Consider the following 16,722-nt stretch of genomic DNA (forward strand, 5'->3'; position numbering starts at 1 on the left):
GGGTAGGCTTAGCGCATACGCAGGGCACCGTCGATGCGGATGACTTCTCCGTTCAGGTACCCCATCTCAACAATAAACCCGGCCAACCGCCCGTATTCACGAGGATCGCCCAAACGGGCAGGGTTAGGTACGTCGGCGGCCAGTTGCTGCTGCACCTCTTCTGGCAGGCTGGCCAGCATCGGGGTCATGAAGATGCCGGGGGCGATGGCCATCACCCGAATACCGCTCGAGGCCAAATCGCGCGCCATCGGCAAGGTCATCCCGACCACACCACCTTTTGAGGCCGCATAGGCGGCTTGGCCTTTTTGCCCATCAAAGGCCGCGATCGAAGCTGTGTTGATAATTACTCCGCGGGCGCCATCCGGCTCTGGCTCGTTCTTAGCCATTTCAACTGCAGCCAAGCGCGAAACGTTGAAAGTGCCAATTAGGTTGATGTCTATGGTGCGCTGGAAAGCGTCCAGCGGGTGTGGGCCTTCACGACCCACTGTTTTGGCCCCAATGGCAATGCCCGCACAATTCACAGCTGCCGTGATCTTGCCCATTTTGTCCAGTGCAGTGGAGATGGCCGCAGAGACCGAGCTTTCGTCTGTGACATCGGTCTGTGCGAAGTATCCCCCGATCTCGGCGGCGACCTGCGTGCCGCGATCCGTGTCTCTGTCTAAGATCGTGACCTGCGCGCCTTGGTCCGCAAAGTGGCGGGCCGTTGCTTCGCCAAGGCCCGAAGCGCCTCCGGTTATGATGGCTGCTGTGTTCGACAGGTGCATGACAGGTGCCTTCCAAGTTAATGAACAAATGTTCAATAACTGGAACGCTGGGGGTCTGTCCAGTGGTTTGGCCCCAGATGTTGAGTCGCGGTCGGCATCATTTGATTAACAATTCCTTAGATTGTGCCCATCCAGCCTTCACCCTCTGTGCCCATTTCGTGATCGAACAACCTGGCGTGGTTGGCTGTTTATTGGTCAGGAGGTACTGACATGTTAACGAGTACAAAGCACAAGCTGGGCGCTCTTGCGATTGCGCCTTTCATGGGGGTTTTGATGGCGGGCAGCGCAGCTGCAGCGTCTGAGGTCTGTAACGCGAAAACCGCGCGGGACGCGGCGAACAGCGGCGATTATGCCGCGCTGTGTTCCTGTTCACAGGTCACGCCGAGTTTTCTTAAGCAGTTGCAGAAACGTTCAGATTTCGAAACCACCTTGGTAAACACAGGCGCGATGTGTCCCGGTTTGGCGGCTTTGCTGACAGACCTCCCGACGGAGTCGATCAGTGCATCTGCTCCTGATGGAGAGAACCGTGAAAGTGAACAGTTCGCTGGTATTGACCCGGACAACGGAGGAGGCTCAGGTCCTGGTGGCGGAGGAGGAAATCCCGGCGATAGTGGGGGTAACCCAGGTGAAGGCGGGAACGGCGGTAACAATGGCGGCGGGAACGGTGGCAACAATGGCGGCGGAAACGGCGGTAACAATGGCGGCGGGAACGGCGGTAATAATGGCGGCGGGAACGGCGGCAACAATGGCGGCGGCAACAACGGCGGTCCGGGCAATGGAAACGGAAACAACGGAAACCCTGGTAACGGCGGAGGCAACAATGGCGGCTCTGGCCCCGGCACTGGAAATGGTGGCAGCAATAACGGCCAGGGCAACGGGTCCGGCAAAGGCGGCCAAGGCAACGGCGGCAAGCGGTAATCTCCTTACCACCACCGGAAACGAAAAACGGCCACCCGCTTAGGTGGCCGTTGCTTCATTTGTCGTGTCGCTGATCAGCCCAGCTGCACCAGCACGTGCCGCTTCTTGCCAGCGCTCAGCTTGATTGGCGAGGACAGCGCACCCGCGTCGATCATCAACCCTGCATCGGTCAGCGGAGCGTCATCCAGTTTTGCTCCATTTTCCGCAATCAGGCGCTTGGCCTCTTTACCGGATTTCGCAAGGCCCGATTTCACGATGACCTGTACGATGGACATGCCGTCGCCCAGCTCGTCCGCGCTTAAGGTCAGGGTCGGAAGATCGTCCCCGACGCCACCTTTTTCGAACACTTCGCGTGCGGTGGCCTCGGCGTTTGCCGCAGCCTCGGCCCCGTGCAACAGCGCGGTGACTTCGTTGGCAAGGCGGATCTTGGCCTCATTAATTTCCGACCCCTGCAATGCGCCAAGGCGATCACATTCATCCACCGGCATTTCAGTGTAGAGCTTCAGGAAGCGACCCACATCCGCATCGGTGGTGTTGCGCCAGAACTGCCAGAATTCATAGGGCGAGCGCATTTCCGCGTTCAGCCAGACGGCGCCGTCCTGAGACTTGCCCATCTTCTTGCCGTCGCTGGTGGTCAGCAGGGGCGAAGTTAGGCCGTAGATCTCGTGATCCAACACGCGGCGGGTCAGGTCGATACCATTTACGATATTGCCCCACTGGTCACTGCCGCCCATCTGCAAAACACAGCCGTAACGGCGGTTTAGTTCAAGGAAGTCATAGGCCTGCAGGATCATGTAGTTGAATTCGAGGAAGCTGAGCGACTGCTCGCGGTCCAGCCGTGATTTCACGGATTCAAATGATAGCATCCGGTTGACCGAGAAATGCCGCCCGATGTCCCGTAGAAAGTCGAGGTAGTTCAGGCCGTCCAGCCACTCGGCATTGTTCAGCATCAGCGCCTTGTTTTCGGCGTCGCTGTCATAGTCGATATAGGCCGCGAAAACCTTTTTGATGCCCGCGATGTTTTCGTCGATCTGTTCGGGGCCCAGCAGGGGGCGTTCATCCGCACGGAAAGACGGGTCGCCCACCTTGGTGGTGCCGCCCCCCATCAGGGTGATCGGCTGGTGACCGGTCTTCTGGAACCAGCGCAGCATCATGATCTGGATCAGGCTGCCCACATGCAACGATTTGGCCGTTGCATCAAAGCCGATATAGGCCGGCTTGCATCCACTCATCAGCGCTTCGTCAAGGCCCTGATAATCGGTGCAGTCGGCGAGAAAGCCGCGCTCGATCATCGTGGCGATGAAATCCGATTTGGGATGGTAGGTCATATCGTGCCCTTTGGGTTGATGTTGCGGGGCAGTGTATAGGCGGTGGTGGTGCCAAGGAAAAGGCACCATTTCCAAGAAAAACGCGGGTGCTACACGATGTGGCTTGCCTAAGCTTTGCGTTACCGTGCAGGTTGTCACCAACGCGCCGAGAAAATGGGTGTGACAAGCAAATAGAGGATGAACGTGGGCCGGGCGATCAGCAAAACAGGCACGATCAGAGCATTGGGTGCAATGTCTGGAACATCTCTTGATGGCGTGGACACCGCTGTGGTCGAAACGGACGGGCAGCGGATTGTGGGCTTTGGTCCCAGCGGTTACAGGGCGTATTCGGAACAGGAGAGAAGCGTCCTGCGGTCGGCGCTTGGCCAATGGTACGGGCCGGACGTTGATGCGGCTGCTGAACTGGTCACCATCGCCCATGCCGAGGCGTTATCTGAATACGAACAGATAGACCTGATCGGATTTCACGGTCAGACCCTTGCGCATGAACCACGCGGACGTGGCACGTTGCAGGTGGGCGATGGCAAGGGGCTGGCGCAAGCTCTGGGCGTGCCGGTGGTCTGGGATTTCCGCAGTGATGACGTGGCCATGGGGGGCGAAGGTGCGCCGCTGGCACCCATTTTCCATTTTGCCTGTGCCAAATGGATCGGAGCCACGGAACCTCTGTGCTTTCTGAACCTCGGAGGGGTGGGGAATCTGACTTATGTCGATCCCAGCTTTGAAGGGCCAGAAGCCCCGGGTGCGCTGCTGGCGTTTGATACTGGTCCGGCCAATGCGCCCGTGGATGACCTGATGCAGGCGCGTTTGGGGCTGCCGATGGATCGGGACGGCGCTGTGGCGCGCGGCGGTACGGTTGAAATGGGCGCGCTGGAGCTGTTTTTGGCTGAACCCTTCTTTTCCCGTATGCCGCCGAAATCGCTGGATCGTAACGACTTTGCCGAGATGATCGGGTTGGTGAAAGAACTGTCTGACGCTGATGCCGTGGCGACCCTGACCGGCATGTGCGCGGTTGGTGTTGTTCAGGGGATGGAACACTGCCCCAAGCCTCCGTCTCGCGTTCTGGTGACTGGCGGTGGGCGGCGTAATCCGGTGTTGATGGAGATGCTGCGCGTCTCGCTGGATTGCCCGGTCGAACCGGTCGAGGCAGTGGGTCTGGACGGAGATATGCTAGAAGCGCAAGCCTTTGCCTATCTCGCGGTGCGCGTGGCGCGGGGCTTGCCAACCTCATGCCCGGGTACGACGGGGGTTCAGGCGCTGGTCGGCGGCGGGGTGGTAAGCTCAGTCGAACGCAAAGTAACCCATTGAAACATTCTTTGAGTGAACTTGGATTTCTGCATTTATGCTTTCTTTTTGTAGACTAATGGCGGACAAAGACTGATGTATAGTGGCTATTGAGTTGAATTTTTCAGTCAATTTGCGTGTCAAGTCACATTTTCGTCAATTTCTTTTGTTTAAATTGTGTCCTCGCAAATAAACTGGGTGACGATGTTGGGTTAGAATACGAGGGAAAAGGTTATGCCGTCAGAATTAAGTGGAAATTTTCTTGATTATGTAAAGTCGTCAGGTGCAGGCGCATCGCGTCTCCATGCATCTGAAAGTAACAATCAACCCATCGGAAATCTGAGCGGTGACCTTCTGTTTATTGATGAGCCAGCCGCCGCCAGGGGCGACAAGGGGCCACCGCCGGGAAAAGGCGGCGGGGGTGACACCGAAACAGAAACTGTCACGGACGTTTACATCACCGGGCAAAACGATGGGATCGACGACAGCCTTCAATACAATATCGAAGTTCGGTTCGTTGGCGACTGGCCCGAAGATCTGAAGGCAGTGTTCATTGCGTCAGCAGATTATCTGGCCTCTCTTATTGATGGCGATATCGAAGATGCGGTCGACGGAGAGGGTAACATCTACGATGACCTCGTCATCATGGCGGATTTAGATGCCATAGATGGTGAGGGTGGGGTGCTGGGGCAGGCGGGACCCACCGGTATCCGCAGTGACACCGGTTTGCCTGCAATCGGTGAGATGACTTTCGATGAAGCTGACGCTTTGGCGTATCATGACGCTGGGCAGTTCGATGATATCGTTCTGCATGAAATGATGCATGTCATGGGTTTGGGTACACTTTGGGATTATTACGGTCTGGTATCGACTGTGGTGGACGACAATGGCACCAGAAGGCCAACTGATGACACAGTGACCAGCCTCTATAACGGTGATGCAGCAAACTCGGAATACGTTGGCTATTTCACCGAAGACGATTTCCTATTGGTTGAAACTGACGGCGGCTCAGGCACAGCCGGAGGACACTGGGACGAAGAAGCGTATCAGGATGAGCTGATGACCGGGTATATCGGGTATTTGGCAGATGATGGTACGTACGATGCGACCAGCTATTTGTCGGATTGGTCGGTCGCGTCCCTTGAGGATCTTGGTTACGTTCTCACAGCTGGAGCTGCTGGTATCGACGACAACATCGATCTGGCCTGATTTCTTGATCGAACCCTGCCCGATATGGGGTTAGGGCGAGCCCAAGGTCTGATTTTCGTCGCAACTGGGGTCGACTCGATGGTCACTGCCTTACGCGCGCGGGATATCGAAATCTGGCTCGGCCAGTTCGAAGCCGTCGAACTCGAACCCAGGTGAGACGGTGCAGCTTACCAGGGTATAGTCTCCGGTTGATTGCGCTGATTGCCAGTGGTTCACGGGCACGATCACTTGTGGTGCGCCACTGATTAGATCTGGGGTCAGCAGGTGATCGGTTGCGGGGCCGTCCTCGGTGGCGCTGAGAGACAGGGTCAGGGGCGCACCAGCGTGATACAGCCAGATCTCGGTCGCATCCACGCGGTGCCAATGACTGCGTTCGTCTGCCTGTAGTAGGAAATAGATGCAGGTGCCTGTTGCGCGGCCTTCGTTCTCAGCACGCCATGTTTCGCGGAACCAGCCGCCCTCGGGGTGGCGTTCAAGGTTCAGGTGCGCGATGATTTCTTCTGCTGTCATGTGGTGCCTCGTCATGTTGACGCGATTATGCACGCGGTCATGCGATCCGCTATGGTATTTGTGCATTTCGACAATATGTTTGCGGTATGTCCCTGACGATCCCGTTTGACAACAGCTACGCCCGCCTTCCTGACACGTTCTTTGCCCGGCAGGCGCCGATGCCCGTGCGAGCGCCGCATCTGGTCGCGTTCAACGAGGAACTTGCGCAGATTTTGCGCGTCACCCCCGGCGAGGTTGAGGACATGGCCCAGACCTTTGCGGGCAATACGCTGCCCGAAGGTGCCGAGCCAATTGCGCAGTTGTATTCCGGGCATCAGTTCGGAACCTACAATCCTCAGTTGGGGGATGGCCGTGCGGTTTTGCTGGGTGAGACGGTCGGCACTGATGGTGTAAGGCGGGATATTCAACTTAAAGGCTCGGGGCAGACGCCCTTCAGCCGCCGAGGCGATGGCCGTGCTTGGTTGGGGCCGGTGTTGCGCGAATATGTGGTGTCCGAGGCGATGCACACGCTGGGCATTCCGACCACTCGCGCGCTGGCTGCCGTTGAGACGGGTGAGATCGTTCTGCGCGAAGGTCCGATGCCCGGAGCGGTTCTGACCCGCGTTGCGCAAAGTCATCTGCGTGTGGGTACGTTTCAGGTATTTGCGGGGCGTCGGCAGGTCGAAAACCTGAAAAAGCTGACCGAGTACGCCATTGCCAGGCACTATCCGCAAGCCGACGGTCCTATGGGGTTGTTGCGAGCGGTACGGGATGCGCAGGCGCAGTTGATTTCGCAATGGATGAGCGTGGGCTTTATCCATGGGGTGATGAACACCGACAATTCGTCGATCGCGGGTGAGACCATCGACTATGGACCCTGTGCCTTTATGGACAGTTACCATCCGAACACGGTCTACAGTTCGATTGACCGGATGGGGCGCTATGCCTACTCCAACCAGCCGGATATCGCCGTGTGGAATCTGGCGCAGTTGGCGACCTCGCTGATCCAACAGGTCGAAGACCCCGAAAGTGCGGTCGAAGAAGCGACCGAAATTGTGCATGCAATGCCCGGCCTGATCCAGCAGCACTGGCTGACGCGTTTCCGTGCCAAGATTGGCCTGACCACCGAAGACGAAGGCGATGAGGCGCTAATTACCGATCTTCTGACCCGAATGGCGCACAACAATGCTGATTTTACCAACACGTTCCGGGCTCTGGACCGCGATAACGTGCGCGATCAATTCCTGACGCCGCAAGCGTTTGATGAGTGGGCCAAGGGTTGGAAAGAACGCCTGACCCGCGAACAAAACCCGCAAGCCGTCATGAATGCTGCGAACCCGGCCTTTATTCCCCGCAATCATCGGGTCGAGCAGATGATTCAGGCGGCCGTTCAAGGGGATTATGAACCATTCCATCGGCTGAACACGGTTCTAGCACGCCCATACGAGGATCAGCCCGAAGCGGCCGACCTGACACACCCTCCGACCGAAAATGAAGTCGTTCACGCGACGTTCTGTGGGACGTGATATCAGCCCTGTTGAGTGTTACTTCCGGACGATTTCCAGTACGGCAGCGCTGACAATCAATGCAGTGCCCAATAGTTCTCGCAGTCCGAAGGGCTCCCCAGACAGGGCAGCGGCTGATGCGATGCCGACAACGACCTCGCTCATCAACAATAGGCCTACGCGGGCAGGGGATAGCTTGGTTGCGGGCCAGATCGTCATGTAGATCATGGGCAGCACATAGAGGGCTGAGAGCAAAGCAAAAACAAGCAGCCTAAGTGCGTTCTCTTGGCTAATGCCAGGCAGTGCCCCGTCGGGCAGAAAAACAAGGCTGATCAGCGATAGTACCATTGCGCCCAGAACAAAGGCAAATACTTGCCCAGAAGCCGAAATGTTGCTTGTACGGTAAAGCCCCAGCGAGCCGAGCGCCCAACATATGCCAGAGGCCAGTGCCAGCCAGTCACCGATATTTTTTGGCCAGGGTATTTCACCCGCATCCCCAAGGACAACAAACAGGCCACCGATCCCGCATAACAAACCTAAGATGCGCCCAAGACCAATGCGTTCTCTCAGGAAAAATAGCCCCAGAAGCGTGCCCCAGATCGGCGTCAGGTAGAACAGAAGGATCGAGCGTACGACCTCAGTATAGACAAGACTGATAGAGTACAGGCTGAAGGCTGCGCCGGTGAACATGCCACTGACCATAAGATCGCGCCATTGCAAGGCCAGTGTTTGCCGCTCTCGCCAGATCAGGAAGATAAGCACAAGCAAGGCCGAGCTGTACATCGCGATACCCGGCCATGGGCCGGTCAGGCCGAGGTTGTATAAGAATCTTACGGGGATCCAATACAGCCCCCACATCATGCCGCCGATCACCAACACAAGGCTGGCGCGCGTGGTGTCACTCGACTGGATGTCGCTTGAAACCATTGATCCCTCGCTGAGTCGACGATCCGCCATAACAGTCGTTCTGGCATAGAAGCACGGAGGGCAGCGGATCAAGAGAAACCGCGTTTTGCTGATCGTTTCTTAGGCAAGATAGCCAGGCTTACGGTAAAGCCTCGCTTTATCTGGTCTTGCAGATCTAAGGGGGTTGCACCCAGCGTTTAGCATGGCACTCTGTTTGCATAGGAATGATCAGAGCCTCATGACACACCCATCGACCCTGCGCATAGCCAGCTACAATATTCAGAAATGTGTCGGCCTCGATTTCCGTCGGCAACCACAGCGTATCATGCAGGTGATCGACAGCATGAAGGCCGATATTGTGGTGCTGCAAGAGGCTGACAAGCGTCTGCCTCCGCGTCCCGCTGCTTTGCCGCATTTCATGCTGGATGAAGCCGGTTGGAAGATCGTTGACCTAGGTGGCGCGGGCAGTCTGGGCTGGCACGGCAATGCGGTGATCTGGCGGGGCGACGCGATCCGGGTGCGGCAGGCAGGCCATCACGATCTGCCGGGGCTGGAGCCTCGGGGGGCGGTGCGGGTTGAGTTCGACACGCAGATCGGTCCGCTACGGGTGATGGGAATGCATCTGGGCTTGTTGCCCGCGTCTCGCCGTCAGCAGATCACGCATATTCGCCATTTTGACGAGGATCTGGATGATATGCCGACAGTCTGGGCCGGGGATTTCAACGAATGGTCTCGGCAGCCAGTGCTGGACCATTTGGCGCCAGACATGAGATTTCTGCCACCGGTTCCAAGCTTCCCCGCCGCACAGCCATTAGGGGCTCTGGACCGGATCGCGCTGGGCGAGGGGCTTGAGGCGGTATTGCACGGTGCGCACAAAACGCGGCCTGCGCATATTGCATCCGACCATCTGCCGATCTGGGCCGACCTACGCCGCGTGGCCTGAGCTGCAATTCCCCTGTGGCGCCAGCCGCGCAGACGTATTAAGACAAAGACCCGAACTACTCTGAGGGTCACTCATGTCCGACACGATCATCGCCCGTTGCGAAGCCAAAGGCCTGCGTATGACGGGACAGCGCCGTATAATCGCGCAGGTGCTGCAGCAAAGCGACGATCATCCCGATGTCGAAGAGCTGTATGCCCGTGCCTCCAAGGTGGATTCGGGTATTTCAATCGCAACCGTCTATCGCACCGTGAAACTGTTCGAAGAGGCGGGGATTCTCGACCGTCTGGAGTTTGGCGACGGGCGCGCTCGGTATGAGGATGCCGAACGGGACCACCACGACCATCTCATCGACATGCAGTCGGGCGAAGTGATCGAATTCGTCGATCCCGAGATTGAGGCGCTGCAGGAAAAAATAGCCGCTAAGCTGGGGTACAGGCTGAAGGGTCACCGGTTGGAATTGTATGGTGTTCCCTTGGAACGGGACTGATTCATCACAAAACGCGATTGGTGGTCTCACATCAATTCATAATACCTGTCGAGTTTTTGCTTGCTCTGTTGTGAAAGTTACGGTTTTGCTGCCGTAAGGGCGCCCATTTTGCCAGCCCATTCCAACGGAAACGCTTATGAACAACATCAACGGCATTTTGCTGATCATAGGGTCAATGGCGGCCTTTGCGCTTGAGGACATGTTTATCAAGCACTTATCGATCAGTGTATCGACCGGGCAGATCATGATTGTCTTGGGACTGTTCTGCAGCCTGATTTTTGTTGTGATGTCTCTGGCGACACGCAAACGTATTTTTGATCCGCTTGCGTGGAAGGCACTACCGCTGGCTCGTGCTGGAACCGAAGCGGTTGGGGCACTGACATTTGTGACCGCACTGTCGCTTGTCGATCTTTCCACTGTGGCAGCCGTTTTTCAGGCGATGCCGCTGGCCGTAACCATGGGTGCGGCCTTGTTTCTGGGCGAACAGGTCGGCTGGCGACGCTGGAGCGCAATTGGCGTAGGATTCATCGGCGTTGTGATGATCATTCGTCCTGGGCTGGAAGGCTTCCAGCCTGACTCGTTATTTGTAGTTGCAACCGTGATCGCGATTGCGGCGCGTGATTTGATTACCCGGCGGCTGGATGTTCGCGTGGCCTCATCTGTTGTGGCATTGCAGGCTTATATCGCAGTGGGGCTTGCTGGCGTGGTGCTTATGCTGTTCACGGCGCAACCTGTTGTTCCCTTGCAGGCGGTTCAGGTTGGTCCCTACTTAGGTGCCATTGGGTTTGGTGTTCTTGGGTATTACGGCATCGTTTCGGCCATGCGGATCGGGGAAGCGTCTGCTTTGACCCCGTTTCGTTACACCCGATTGGTTTTTTCGATCATAGCCGGGATGCTTATGTTCGGTGAACGTCCTGATACGATGACGCTGGCCGGGGCGACGCTGATCATTGGTTCGGGCATGTACACCTTTATCCGTGAACGCAAGTTGGCGCGTGAACTGGCCGTGGTGGCTTGACGTATCGTCGCACGTTGGCGCAAACAGATGAGTGTTAGCCCTAAAGATCAGAGAATGACCCTGTTAGCGTTAACATAGACAGTTTACATTTTGCCCGATGATGCTAAGAGGCGTGCAATTGATCGCAGCCACAGGGACGGGCCTCATGAGCACCATCATCGACATCCACGCACGTGAAATTCTGGACAGCCGGGGCAACCCGACAGTTGAAGTCGACGTGATTTTGGAAGACGGCACCATGGGCCGTGCGGCTGTACCGTCGGGCGCGTCAACCGGTGCCTATGAGGCAGTGGAGAAGCGTGACGGTGACAAATCGCGCTACATGGGCAAAGGCGTGCTAGAGGCCGTTGCAGCAGTAAACGGTGAGATTGCCGAGGAACTGGTGGGCTTTGACGCGACCGAGCAGGTTGCCATCGATCAGGCGATGATCGAGCTGGACGGGACCGACAACAAGGGCCGTCTGGGTGCAAATGCCATTCTGGGTGTCTCGCTGGCGACGGCCAAGGCAGCGGCGGATTTCACCACGCAACCTCTGTATCGCTATGTCGGCGGCACCTCGGCCCGCGTTCTGCCAGTGCCGATGATGAACATCATCAATGGTGGTGAGCATGCGGACAACCCGATCGATATTCAGGAATTCATGATCATGCCGACCTCGGCCGCGAATATCCGCGAAGCCGTGCGCATGGGGGCAGAAGTTTTCCACACCTTGAAAAAAGAACTGTCCTCGGCCGGTCTGGCCACTGGTGTGGGTGACGAGGGTGGTTTCGCACCCAACATCGCCAGCACCCGCGAGGCGCTGGATTTCATTCTGAAGTCCATAGAAAAAGCCGGCTATAAGCCGGGTGAGGAAATCCACCTGGCGCTCGATTGTGCCGCGACCGAGTATTTCAAAGACGGGAAATACGTTCTGGCAGGTGAGGGTACGACACTGACCTCCGAAGAAAACGCGGCCTATCTGGCGGCGCTGGTCAACGACTATCCGATCATCTCGATCGAAGATGGTATGTCCGAAGATGACTGGGATGGCTGGAAAGCCCTGACCGATGCTATCGGTGACAAGGTTCAGCTGGTGGGTGACGACCTGTTTGTGACCAATCCTGCGCGTCTGGCCGAGGGGATCGAGCGTGGTTGTGCCAACTCGATGCTGGTCAAGGTGAACCAGATCGGCTCGCTGACCGAAACCCTGCGCGCCGTCGATATGGCCCACCGCGCACGTTATACCAACGTGATGTCGCACCGCTCGGGCGAAACCGAGGACGCCACCATTGCCGATCTGGCCGTCGCCACCAATTGTGGTCAGATCAAAACCGGGTCACTGGCGCGGTCGGACCGGTTGGCCAAGTACAACCAGCTGATCCGCATCGAGGAATCGCTGGGCGAAGTCGCGGAATACGCAGGGGCGTCGATCCTTCGCAAGTGACGTCAGGAATGCTAACTTGACCCTCAACTTCAGTTTGAGGATCAGGTTTTGCTTCGCATCATAGAACCCAGGACGCCGAACCACTTTAATGAGGTTCGGCGTTTGTGTTGGGAATACCGGGATTTTCTACTGACTCTTGACGAAAAATCCGTGCGCGTCGTGAAGACCTTTTATCCTCGTGATGTTTACGCCCAGCTGTTGGATGAGATTGAAGTTGAACACGCTCCCCCTACCGGAGGGGTGAGGTTGGCGTTAATGAACGGGCAGGCCGTTGGGTGCGGGATGTTTCGGACAATCGGACCGGGCATCGCTGAAATCAAACGGGTTTTTGTCAGTGATGTCGCCCGCGGGACGGGTGCGGGTTACGCAGTCATGATGTCCTTGATTGACCAATGCCGAAAGCAGGGATTTGACTGTATTCGCATGGACACTGGCAAACCATTAGAAGCGGCGACGCGTCTGTACCTTTCAATGGGCTTTCAACTGCGTGACGCCTATTCCGAGGTTCCAGAGATCGCAAAGGACACTTTGTTGTTTTTTGAGATGCCGCTGAAGCCCGACAAACCGGCATGACAATACGTCTAAAAAACTTAGGCAGCTATCCCCCTGTAAACATTTAGAAATACAATTTCGTTGACATTTTTTCGCCATAATTCCGATTATGTGTGAACTTTTTCCTATTTGTATCATGTTGAGCCGAAGTAATGTGGCTGCATTACAGAAAGGAGCACACCATGACTGGTTCGAAATTCCTTCTCGTAGCTTCAGTGATCAGCACTGTTTTTTTGGCCGCTTGCTCGGGCCCGGGGACATATCCGGTATCAGGAATGCAGGCATCGTCCACTGACCCGGTGATGGGCATGGACGTTCCCGGAATGGATATGGGGATTGAAGCGCGCTAAAGCGGCTTGCTCATCAACATATACCGCTCACGTGGTTTAAAGCCGGTGCGTGCATACAAATTCTGGGTGGCTACTTTGGCACGGTCGACTTCAAGGTGCAGGGCCGTCAACCCGGCACCCGCCAGCGCCTTGGGCAGGGCAAGCAAAACTTCGGTTGCGATACCACGGCCGCGGACGGCGGGGCGGATGTAGATTTCGTCGACAAAGCCATCCATGCCGCCAAACTCGATGGACCAGCCAAAGGTAAGCACGATATAACCCAATGGCGCACGGCCGGGGCCGATCAAGTAAACGCAGCCGTGGGGGATGCCCTCTAGCAACGGAGCCAGTGCGTTTCGGCGTTGATCGGGGTCCTGTTCAATTCCCGACTCGGCGTGAAAGGCTGCGACCAGACCCATCAAGCGGTCCAGATCTTCAGGGCGTGCGAGTTTTAGTGCGGCGCTCATAGGCGGGCCAACCTTTCTGTAAGCAGGTCAAAGAACCCGTCGGCGTCGATTTCGCCCATAAACATAGCATTGGGCGGATGGTCGGTGACGCGCCACCAGTCTGCGACGGTCATCCCCAGGGTCAGGTCGGATTTTGTTTCTATCTGAACGTTGATGTGACGACCCGAGAATAGGTCGGGCCGGATCAGATATGCGGTCACGCAGGGATCGTGCAACGGTGCACCTTCCGACCCGTATTTTTCTTTGTCGAAACGTTCGAAGAAATCCGTCATTTCTGCAACCGCATGCCCGACTTTTGAATCAAGCGCGCGGAACGCATCGTTGCGCTGTTTTGTGACCAATGCGTTATGGGTGACATCCAGCGGCATAACCACAATATGAACGCCGGATTTAAACAAGATTTCAGCAGCTTCCGGGTCGACATAAATGTTGAATTCGGCGGTGGGGGTAATGTTCCCGACTTCGAAATACGCCCCTCCCATCAGCACGATTTCCTGCACCCGGTCGATGATATCGGGCGCTTTTTGAAAGGCCGTTGCGATGTTGGTCAGCGGCCCCAGCGGGCAGAGCGTCACCGTCCCGGACTCGTGCGTGCGCAGGGTTTCAATGATGAAGTCCACCGCGTGGCCGTCGGTCAGAGGCATCTCGGGATCAGGCAGGATAGGGCCGTCTAGGCCGGTTTTGCCGTGTACGTGTTCCGCTGTGACCAGAGGACGGTTCAACGGGCGGTCGCACCCGGCGTAAACGGGGACATGCGTGTGCCCGGCCAGTTCGCAGACAATGCGCGCGTTCTTTGCAGTCAACTCAAGTGGTACGTTCCCCGCAACGGCGGTGATACCAAGCACATCAATCTCTTCGGGGCTGGCCAGCGCCAGCAGGATGGCGACGGCGTCGTCCTGACCGGGATCGGTGTCGATGATGATCTTGCGCGGTGTCATGCTGTGCCTTCCGGGGTCTTGAACCGCGGACACTCGCAAGTGTCACTGTTCTTGTCCAGCGGTTTCAGGCGTCGGTTGCGGCATCCACCGGCGGGAGTTTGCCGTTGGCGCGATGCTCCTCGATCTTCACTTCGTCCCAAAGGGCATCCATCTCGGCCAGATCGCTTTGTGACGGGGTTTTGCCGCGTGCTGCTAACCGTGCCTCGACCTGTTCAAAACGGCGGGTGAACTTGGCATTGGTGCGGCGCAGGGCGGCCTCGGGTTCGATGCCCAAATGGCGGCCCAGATTGACCATCACAAAAAGAAGATCGCCGAATTCATCCTCCAAAGCGTCCGCGTCCATGCTGTCGCGGGCTTCTTCCAGTTCGGCAGCTTCTTCGGTGATTTTAGCGAGTACATGGCTGGCATCAGGCCAGTCGAATCCCACGCGGGCGGCGCGTTTTTGCAGTTTGTGGGCGCGTAGCAGGGCAGGCAAGTTCGCCGCAACGCCGTCCAGAGCACCTTTCTGTTCCTTACCCTCGCGCTCGGCAGCTTTGATGGTTTCCCAATCTACCGTCTGCTGTTCTGCGGATTTGTCGCGGGATTCCTCACCGAACACATGCGGGTGACGGGTGACCATCTTGTCCGACATGGTGCGCACCACGTCCTGAAAGCTGAAATGCCCAGCCTCTTCTGCCATTTGCGCGTGGAAAACGGACTGGAACAGCAGGTCACCTAGTTCTCCCTTCAGTTCGTCATAAGCCTCGCGTTCGATGGCGTCGGCGACCTCATAGGCCTCTTCGATCGTATAGGGGGCGATGGTGGTAAAATCCTGTTCGATGTCCCAAGGGCAGCCTGATTGTGGGTCACGCAGGCGGCGCATGATTTCCAACAGACGCTCGATACCCGCGTCGCTGTCATGGATCAGAGGATTTTCGGCCATTGCGAACCCTTTCGTTCCGGTGTCAGATGCATCCATTCCGCAGTCAGGATCAGGAGTCCACCCCAGATGCCCGTCGTCAACCGAATTGCCGATTTCTCTGCCGATATGGCCGCGTGGCGGCAGCACTTGCATACGATCCCGGAATTGGAGTTCGAATGCTATGAAACTGCCGCTTTCGTGGCGGATCGTCTGCGCGAATTTGGGGTCGATGAACTGCATGAGGGCATTGCCAAGACAGGGATCGTCGCAATCATCAATGGGCTGGGCGAAGGGCCGACCATTGGCCTGCGCGCGGATATGGACGCGCTGCCGATCCCAGAAGAGACGGGTGTAGAGTACGTCTCGAAAAATCCGGGCAAGATGCATGCTTGCGGCCATGACGGGCACACCACGATGTTGTTGGGGGCCGCACGCTATCTGGCCGAGACGCGCAATTTCCGTGGCCGAGTGGCGCTGATCTTTCAACCTGCCGAGGAAGAGGGCGGTGGCGCCGGTGTCATGGTCGAAGAAGGGATTATGGACCGTTTCAACATCTCTCAGGTCTATGCCCTGCACAACGCGCCGGGCTTTGCCGAGGGGGCTTTCTATACCACGCCGGGGCCGATCATGGCAGCGGTTGATACGTTCGAGGTACATATTCAAGGCGTCGGCGGCCACGGCGCGATGCCGCATGAAACCCGCGACCCGGTGATGGCGGCCTGTGGCATCGCGCAGGCGATCCAGACCATCGTGAGCCGCAATCACTATGCGTTGGACGATCTGGTGGTTTCCGTCACGCAGATTCATACCGGCACGGTGAACAACGTGATTCCGGATACCGCCTTTATCAACGGTACGGTGCGAACTTTTGACCCTTCGGTTCAGAAGATGGTGATGGAACGGATGAAGCAGATCGTACAGGGTCAGGCGACCTCATATGGAGTCGAAGCTCGGCTGGATTATGAGGTAAATTACCCAGCTACGATCAATGACGCGGATAAGGCGGCCTTCGCGGCAGAGGTCGCGCGTGATATTTCGGGCGAAGATCGTGTTACTGCTAGCACCGGGCGCGAGATGGGGGCCGAGGATTTTTCATACATGCTGCAGGCCCGCCCCGGCGCCTATCTGTTTCTGGGGCAGGGCGAAGGGGCCGGACTGCATCATCCGAAATACAACTTCAACGACGAGATAGCGCCAGTAGGGGCATCATTCTTTGCTAAGATCGTAGAAAAAGCGCAACCGCTGAGTTGATGGGGGAGAAGAC

Annotated in this window: 18 protein-coding genes; 11 read left to right on the forward strand and 7 right to left on the reverse strand. The window is 57.1% G+C overall.

All coding sequences use genetic code 11. The annotated features are described in order from the left end of the window. Positions 1–8: 8 nt before the first annotated feature. On the reverse strand, positions 9–764 hold the full coding sequence (locus GOW93_RS08030) for a 3-hydroxyacyl-CoA dehydrogenase (RefSeq protein WP_170382946.1): 756 nt from the start codon (positions 762–764) through the stop codon (positions 9–11). A 210-nt stretch (positions 765–974) separates the two neighbouring features. On the opposite strand from GOW93_RS08030, the gene GOW93_RS20680 reads away from it, so the two are divergent. Beyond that, positions 975–1,682 carry a hypothetical protein gene (locus GOW93_RS20680; RefSeq protein WP_217354781.1) on the forward strand — a complete coding sequence of 236 codons (708 nt, stop codon included), beginning with the start codon at positions 975–977 and terminating at the stop codon, positions 1,680–1,682. A 74-nt stretch (positions 1,683–1,756) separates the two neighbouring features. On the opposite strand, the gene tyrS is transcribed toward GOW93_RS20680, so the two are convergent. Then, a complete protein-coding gene (gene tyrS, locus GOW93_RS08040; RefSeq protein ID WP_170382948.1) occupies positions 1,757–3,010 on the reverse strand; it encodes a tyrosine--tRNA ligase in 1,254 nt (417 codons plus the stop codon). A gap of 177 nt (positions 3,011–3,187) precedes the next feature. Here tyrS and GOW93_RS08045 point away from each other — a divergent pair, with 177 nt between their 5' ends. Both GOW93_RS08045 and GOW93_RS08050 read left to right on the forward strand, forming a co-directional pair. Next, positions 3,188–4,315 carry an anhydro-N-acetylmuramic acid kinase gene (locus GOW93_RS08045; protein ID WP_170382950.1) on the forward strand — a complete coding sequence of 376 codons (1,128 nt, stop codon included), beginning with the start codon at positions 3,188–3,190 and terminating at the stop codon, positions 4,313–4,315. 210 nt (positions 4,316–4,525) lie between these two features. Further along, positions 4,526–5,500, forward strand: a complete 975-nt coding sequence (locus GOW93_RS08050) for a leishmanolysin-related zinc metalloendopeptidase (RefSeq protein WP_170382952.1) — start codon at positions 4,526–4,528, stop codon at positions 5,498–5,500. A 90-nt stretch (positions 5,501–5,590) separates the two neighbouring features. Here the strand turns inward: GOW93_RS08050 and GOW93_RS08055 are convergent, their stop codons facing one another. Then, on the reverse strand, positions 5,591–6,010 hold the full coding sequence (locus tag GOW93_RS08055; RefSeq protein WP_170382954.1) for a cupin domain-containing protein: 420 nt from the start codon (positions 6,008–6,010) through the stop codon (positions 5,591–5,593). An 86-nt stretch (positions 6,011–6,096) separates the two neighbouring features. On the opposite strand from GOW93_RS08055, the gene GOW93_RS08060 reads away from it, so the two are divergent. Next, the gene (locus GOW93_RS08060; protein WP_170382956.1) at positions 6,097–7,515 is read left to right on the forward strand and encodes a protein adenylyltransferase SelO; all 1,419 of its coding nucleotides are present in this window, start codon (positions 6,097–6,099) and stop codon (positions 7,513–7,515) included. 18 nt (positions 7,516–7,533) lie between these two features. On the opposite strand, the gene GOW93_RS08065 is transcribed toward GOW93_RS08060, so the two are convergent. Beyond that, on the reverse strand, positions 7,534–8,451 hold the full coding sequence (locus tag GOW93_RS08065; protein WP_217354782.1) for a DMT family transporter: 918 nt from the start codon (positions 8,449–8,451) through the stop codon (positions 7,534–7,536). Between the two features lie 187 nt (positions 8,452–8,638). Between GOW93_RS08065 and GOW93_RS08070 the strand changes: the two genes are divergently transcribed. The 6 genes from GOW93_RS08070 (at position 8,639) to GOW93_RS08095 (ending at position 13,173) form a co-directional block, all read left to right on the forward strand. Beyond that, on the forward strand, positions 8,639–9,343 hold the full coding sequence (locus GOW93_RS08070; protein WP_170382960.1) for an endonuclease/exonuclease/phosphatase family protein: 705 nt from the start codon (positions 8,639–8,641) through the stop codon (positions 9,341–9,343). 73 nt (positions 9,344–9,416) lie between these two features. Next, complete coding sequence (locus GOW93_RS08075) at positions 9,417–9,830, forward strand: Fur family transcriptional regulator (RefSeq protein WP_170382962.1); 414 nt, start codon at positions 9,417–9,419, stop codon at positions 9,828–9,830. Between the two features lie 136 nt (positions 9,831–9,966). Next, the gene (locus GOW93_RS08080; RefSeq protein ID WP_170382964.1) at positions 9,967–10,848 is read left to right on the forward strand and encodes a DMT family transporter; all 882 of its coding nucleotides are present in this window, start codon (positions 9,967–9,969) and stop codon (positions 10,846–10,848) included. Positions 10,849–10,993: 145 nt separating this feature from the next. Beyond that, positions 10,994–12,271, forward strand: a complete 1,278-nt coding sequence (gene eno / locus GOW93_RS08085; RefSeq protein WP_170382966.1) for a phosphopyruvate hydratase — start codon at positions 10,994–10,996, stop codon at positions 12,269–12,271. 150 nt (positions 12,272–12,421) lie between these two features. After that, on the forward strand, positions 12,422–12,844 hold the full coding sequence (locus tag GOW93_RS08090) for a GNAT family N-acetyltransferase (protein WP_368039648.1): 423 nt from the start codon (positions 12,422–12,424) through the stop codon (positions 12,842–12,844). Between the two features lie 161 nt (positions 12,845–13,005). Continuing rightward, complete coding sequence (locus GOW93_RS08095; RefSeq protein ID WP_170382970.1) at positions 13,006–13,173, forward strand: hypothetical protein; 168 nt, start codon at positions 13,006–13,008, stop codon at positions 13,171–13,173. On the opposite strand, the gene GOW93_RS08100 is transcribed toward GOW93_RS08095, so the two are convergent. From GOW93_RS08100 to mazG, 3 genes are all read right to left on the reverse strand, one after another. Beyond that, positions 13,170–13,619 carry a GNAT family N-acetyltransferase gene (locus tag GOW93_RS08100; RefSeq protein ID WP_170382972.1) on the reverse strand — a complete coding sequence of 150 codons (450 nt, stop codon included), beginning with the start codon at positions 13,617–13,619 and terminating at the stop codon, positions 13,170–13,172. The genes GOW93_RS08095 and GOW93_RS08100 overlap by 4 nt on opposite strands. Next, complete coding sequence (locus GOW93_RS08105) at positions 13,616–14,557, reverse strand: nucleoside hydrolase (RefSeq protein WP_170382974.1); 942 nt, start codon at positions 14,555–14,557, stop codon at positions 13,616–13,618. The genes GOW93_RS08100 and GOW93_RS08105 overlap by 4 nt, the downstream gene beginning before the upstream one ends. A 64-nt stretch (positions 14,558–14,621) precedes the next feature. Further along, positions 14,622–15,479, reverse strand: coding sequence for a nucleoside triphosphate pyrophosphohydrolase (mazG, locus tag GOW93_RS08110; RefSeq protein ID WP_170383209.1), 858 nt, complete (start codon positions 15,477–15,479; stop codon positions 14,622–14,624). A 66-nt stretch (positions 15,480–15,545) separates the two neighbouring features. Here mazG and GOW93_RS08115 point away from each other — a divergent pair, with 66 nt between their 5' ends. Then, the gene (locus GOW93_RS08115; protein WP_170382976.1) at positions 15,546–16,709 is read left to right on the forward strand and encodes a M20 aminoacylase family protein; all 1,164 of its coding nucleotides are present in this window, start codon (positions 15,546–15,548) and stop codon (positions 16,707–16,709) included. Positions 16,710–16,722: the final 13 nt, after the last annotated feature.

The sequence above is a fragment of the Ruegeria atlantica genome, assembly GCF_013032455.1.
Lineage (GTDB): Bacteria > Pseudomonadota > Alphaproteobacteria > Rhodobacterales > Rhodobacteraceae > Ruegeria > Ruegeria atlantica_B.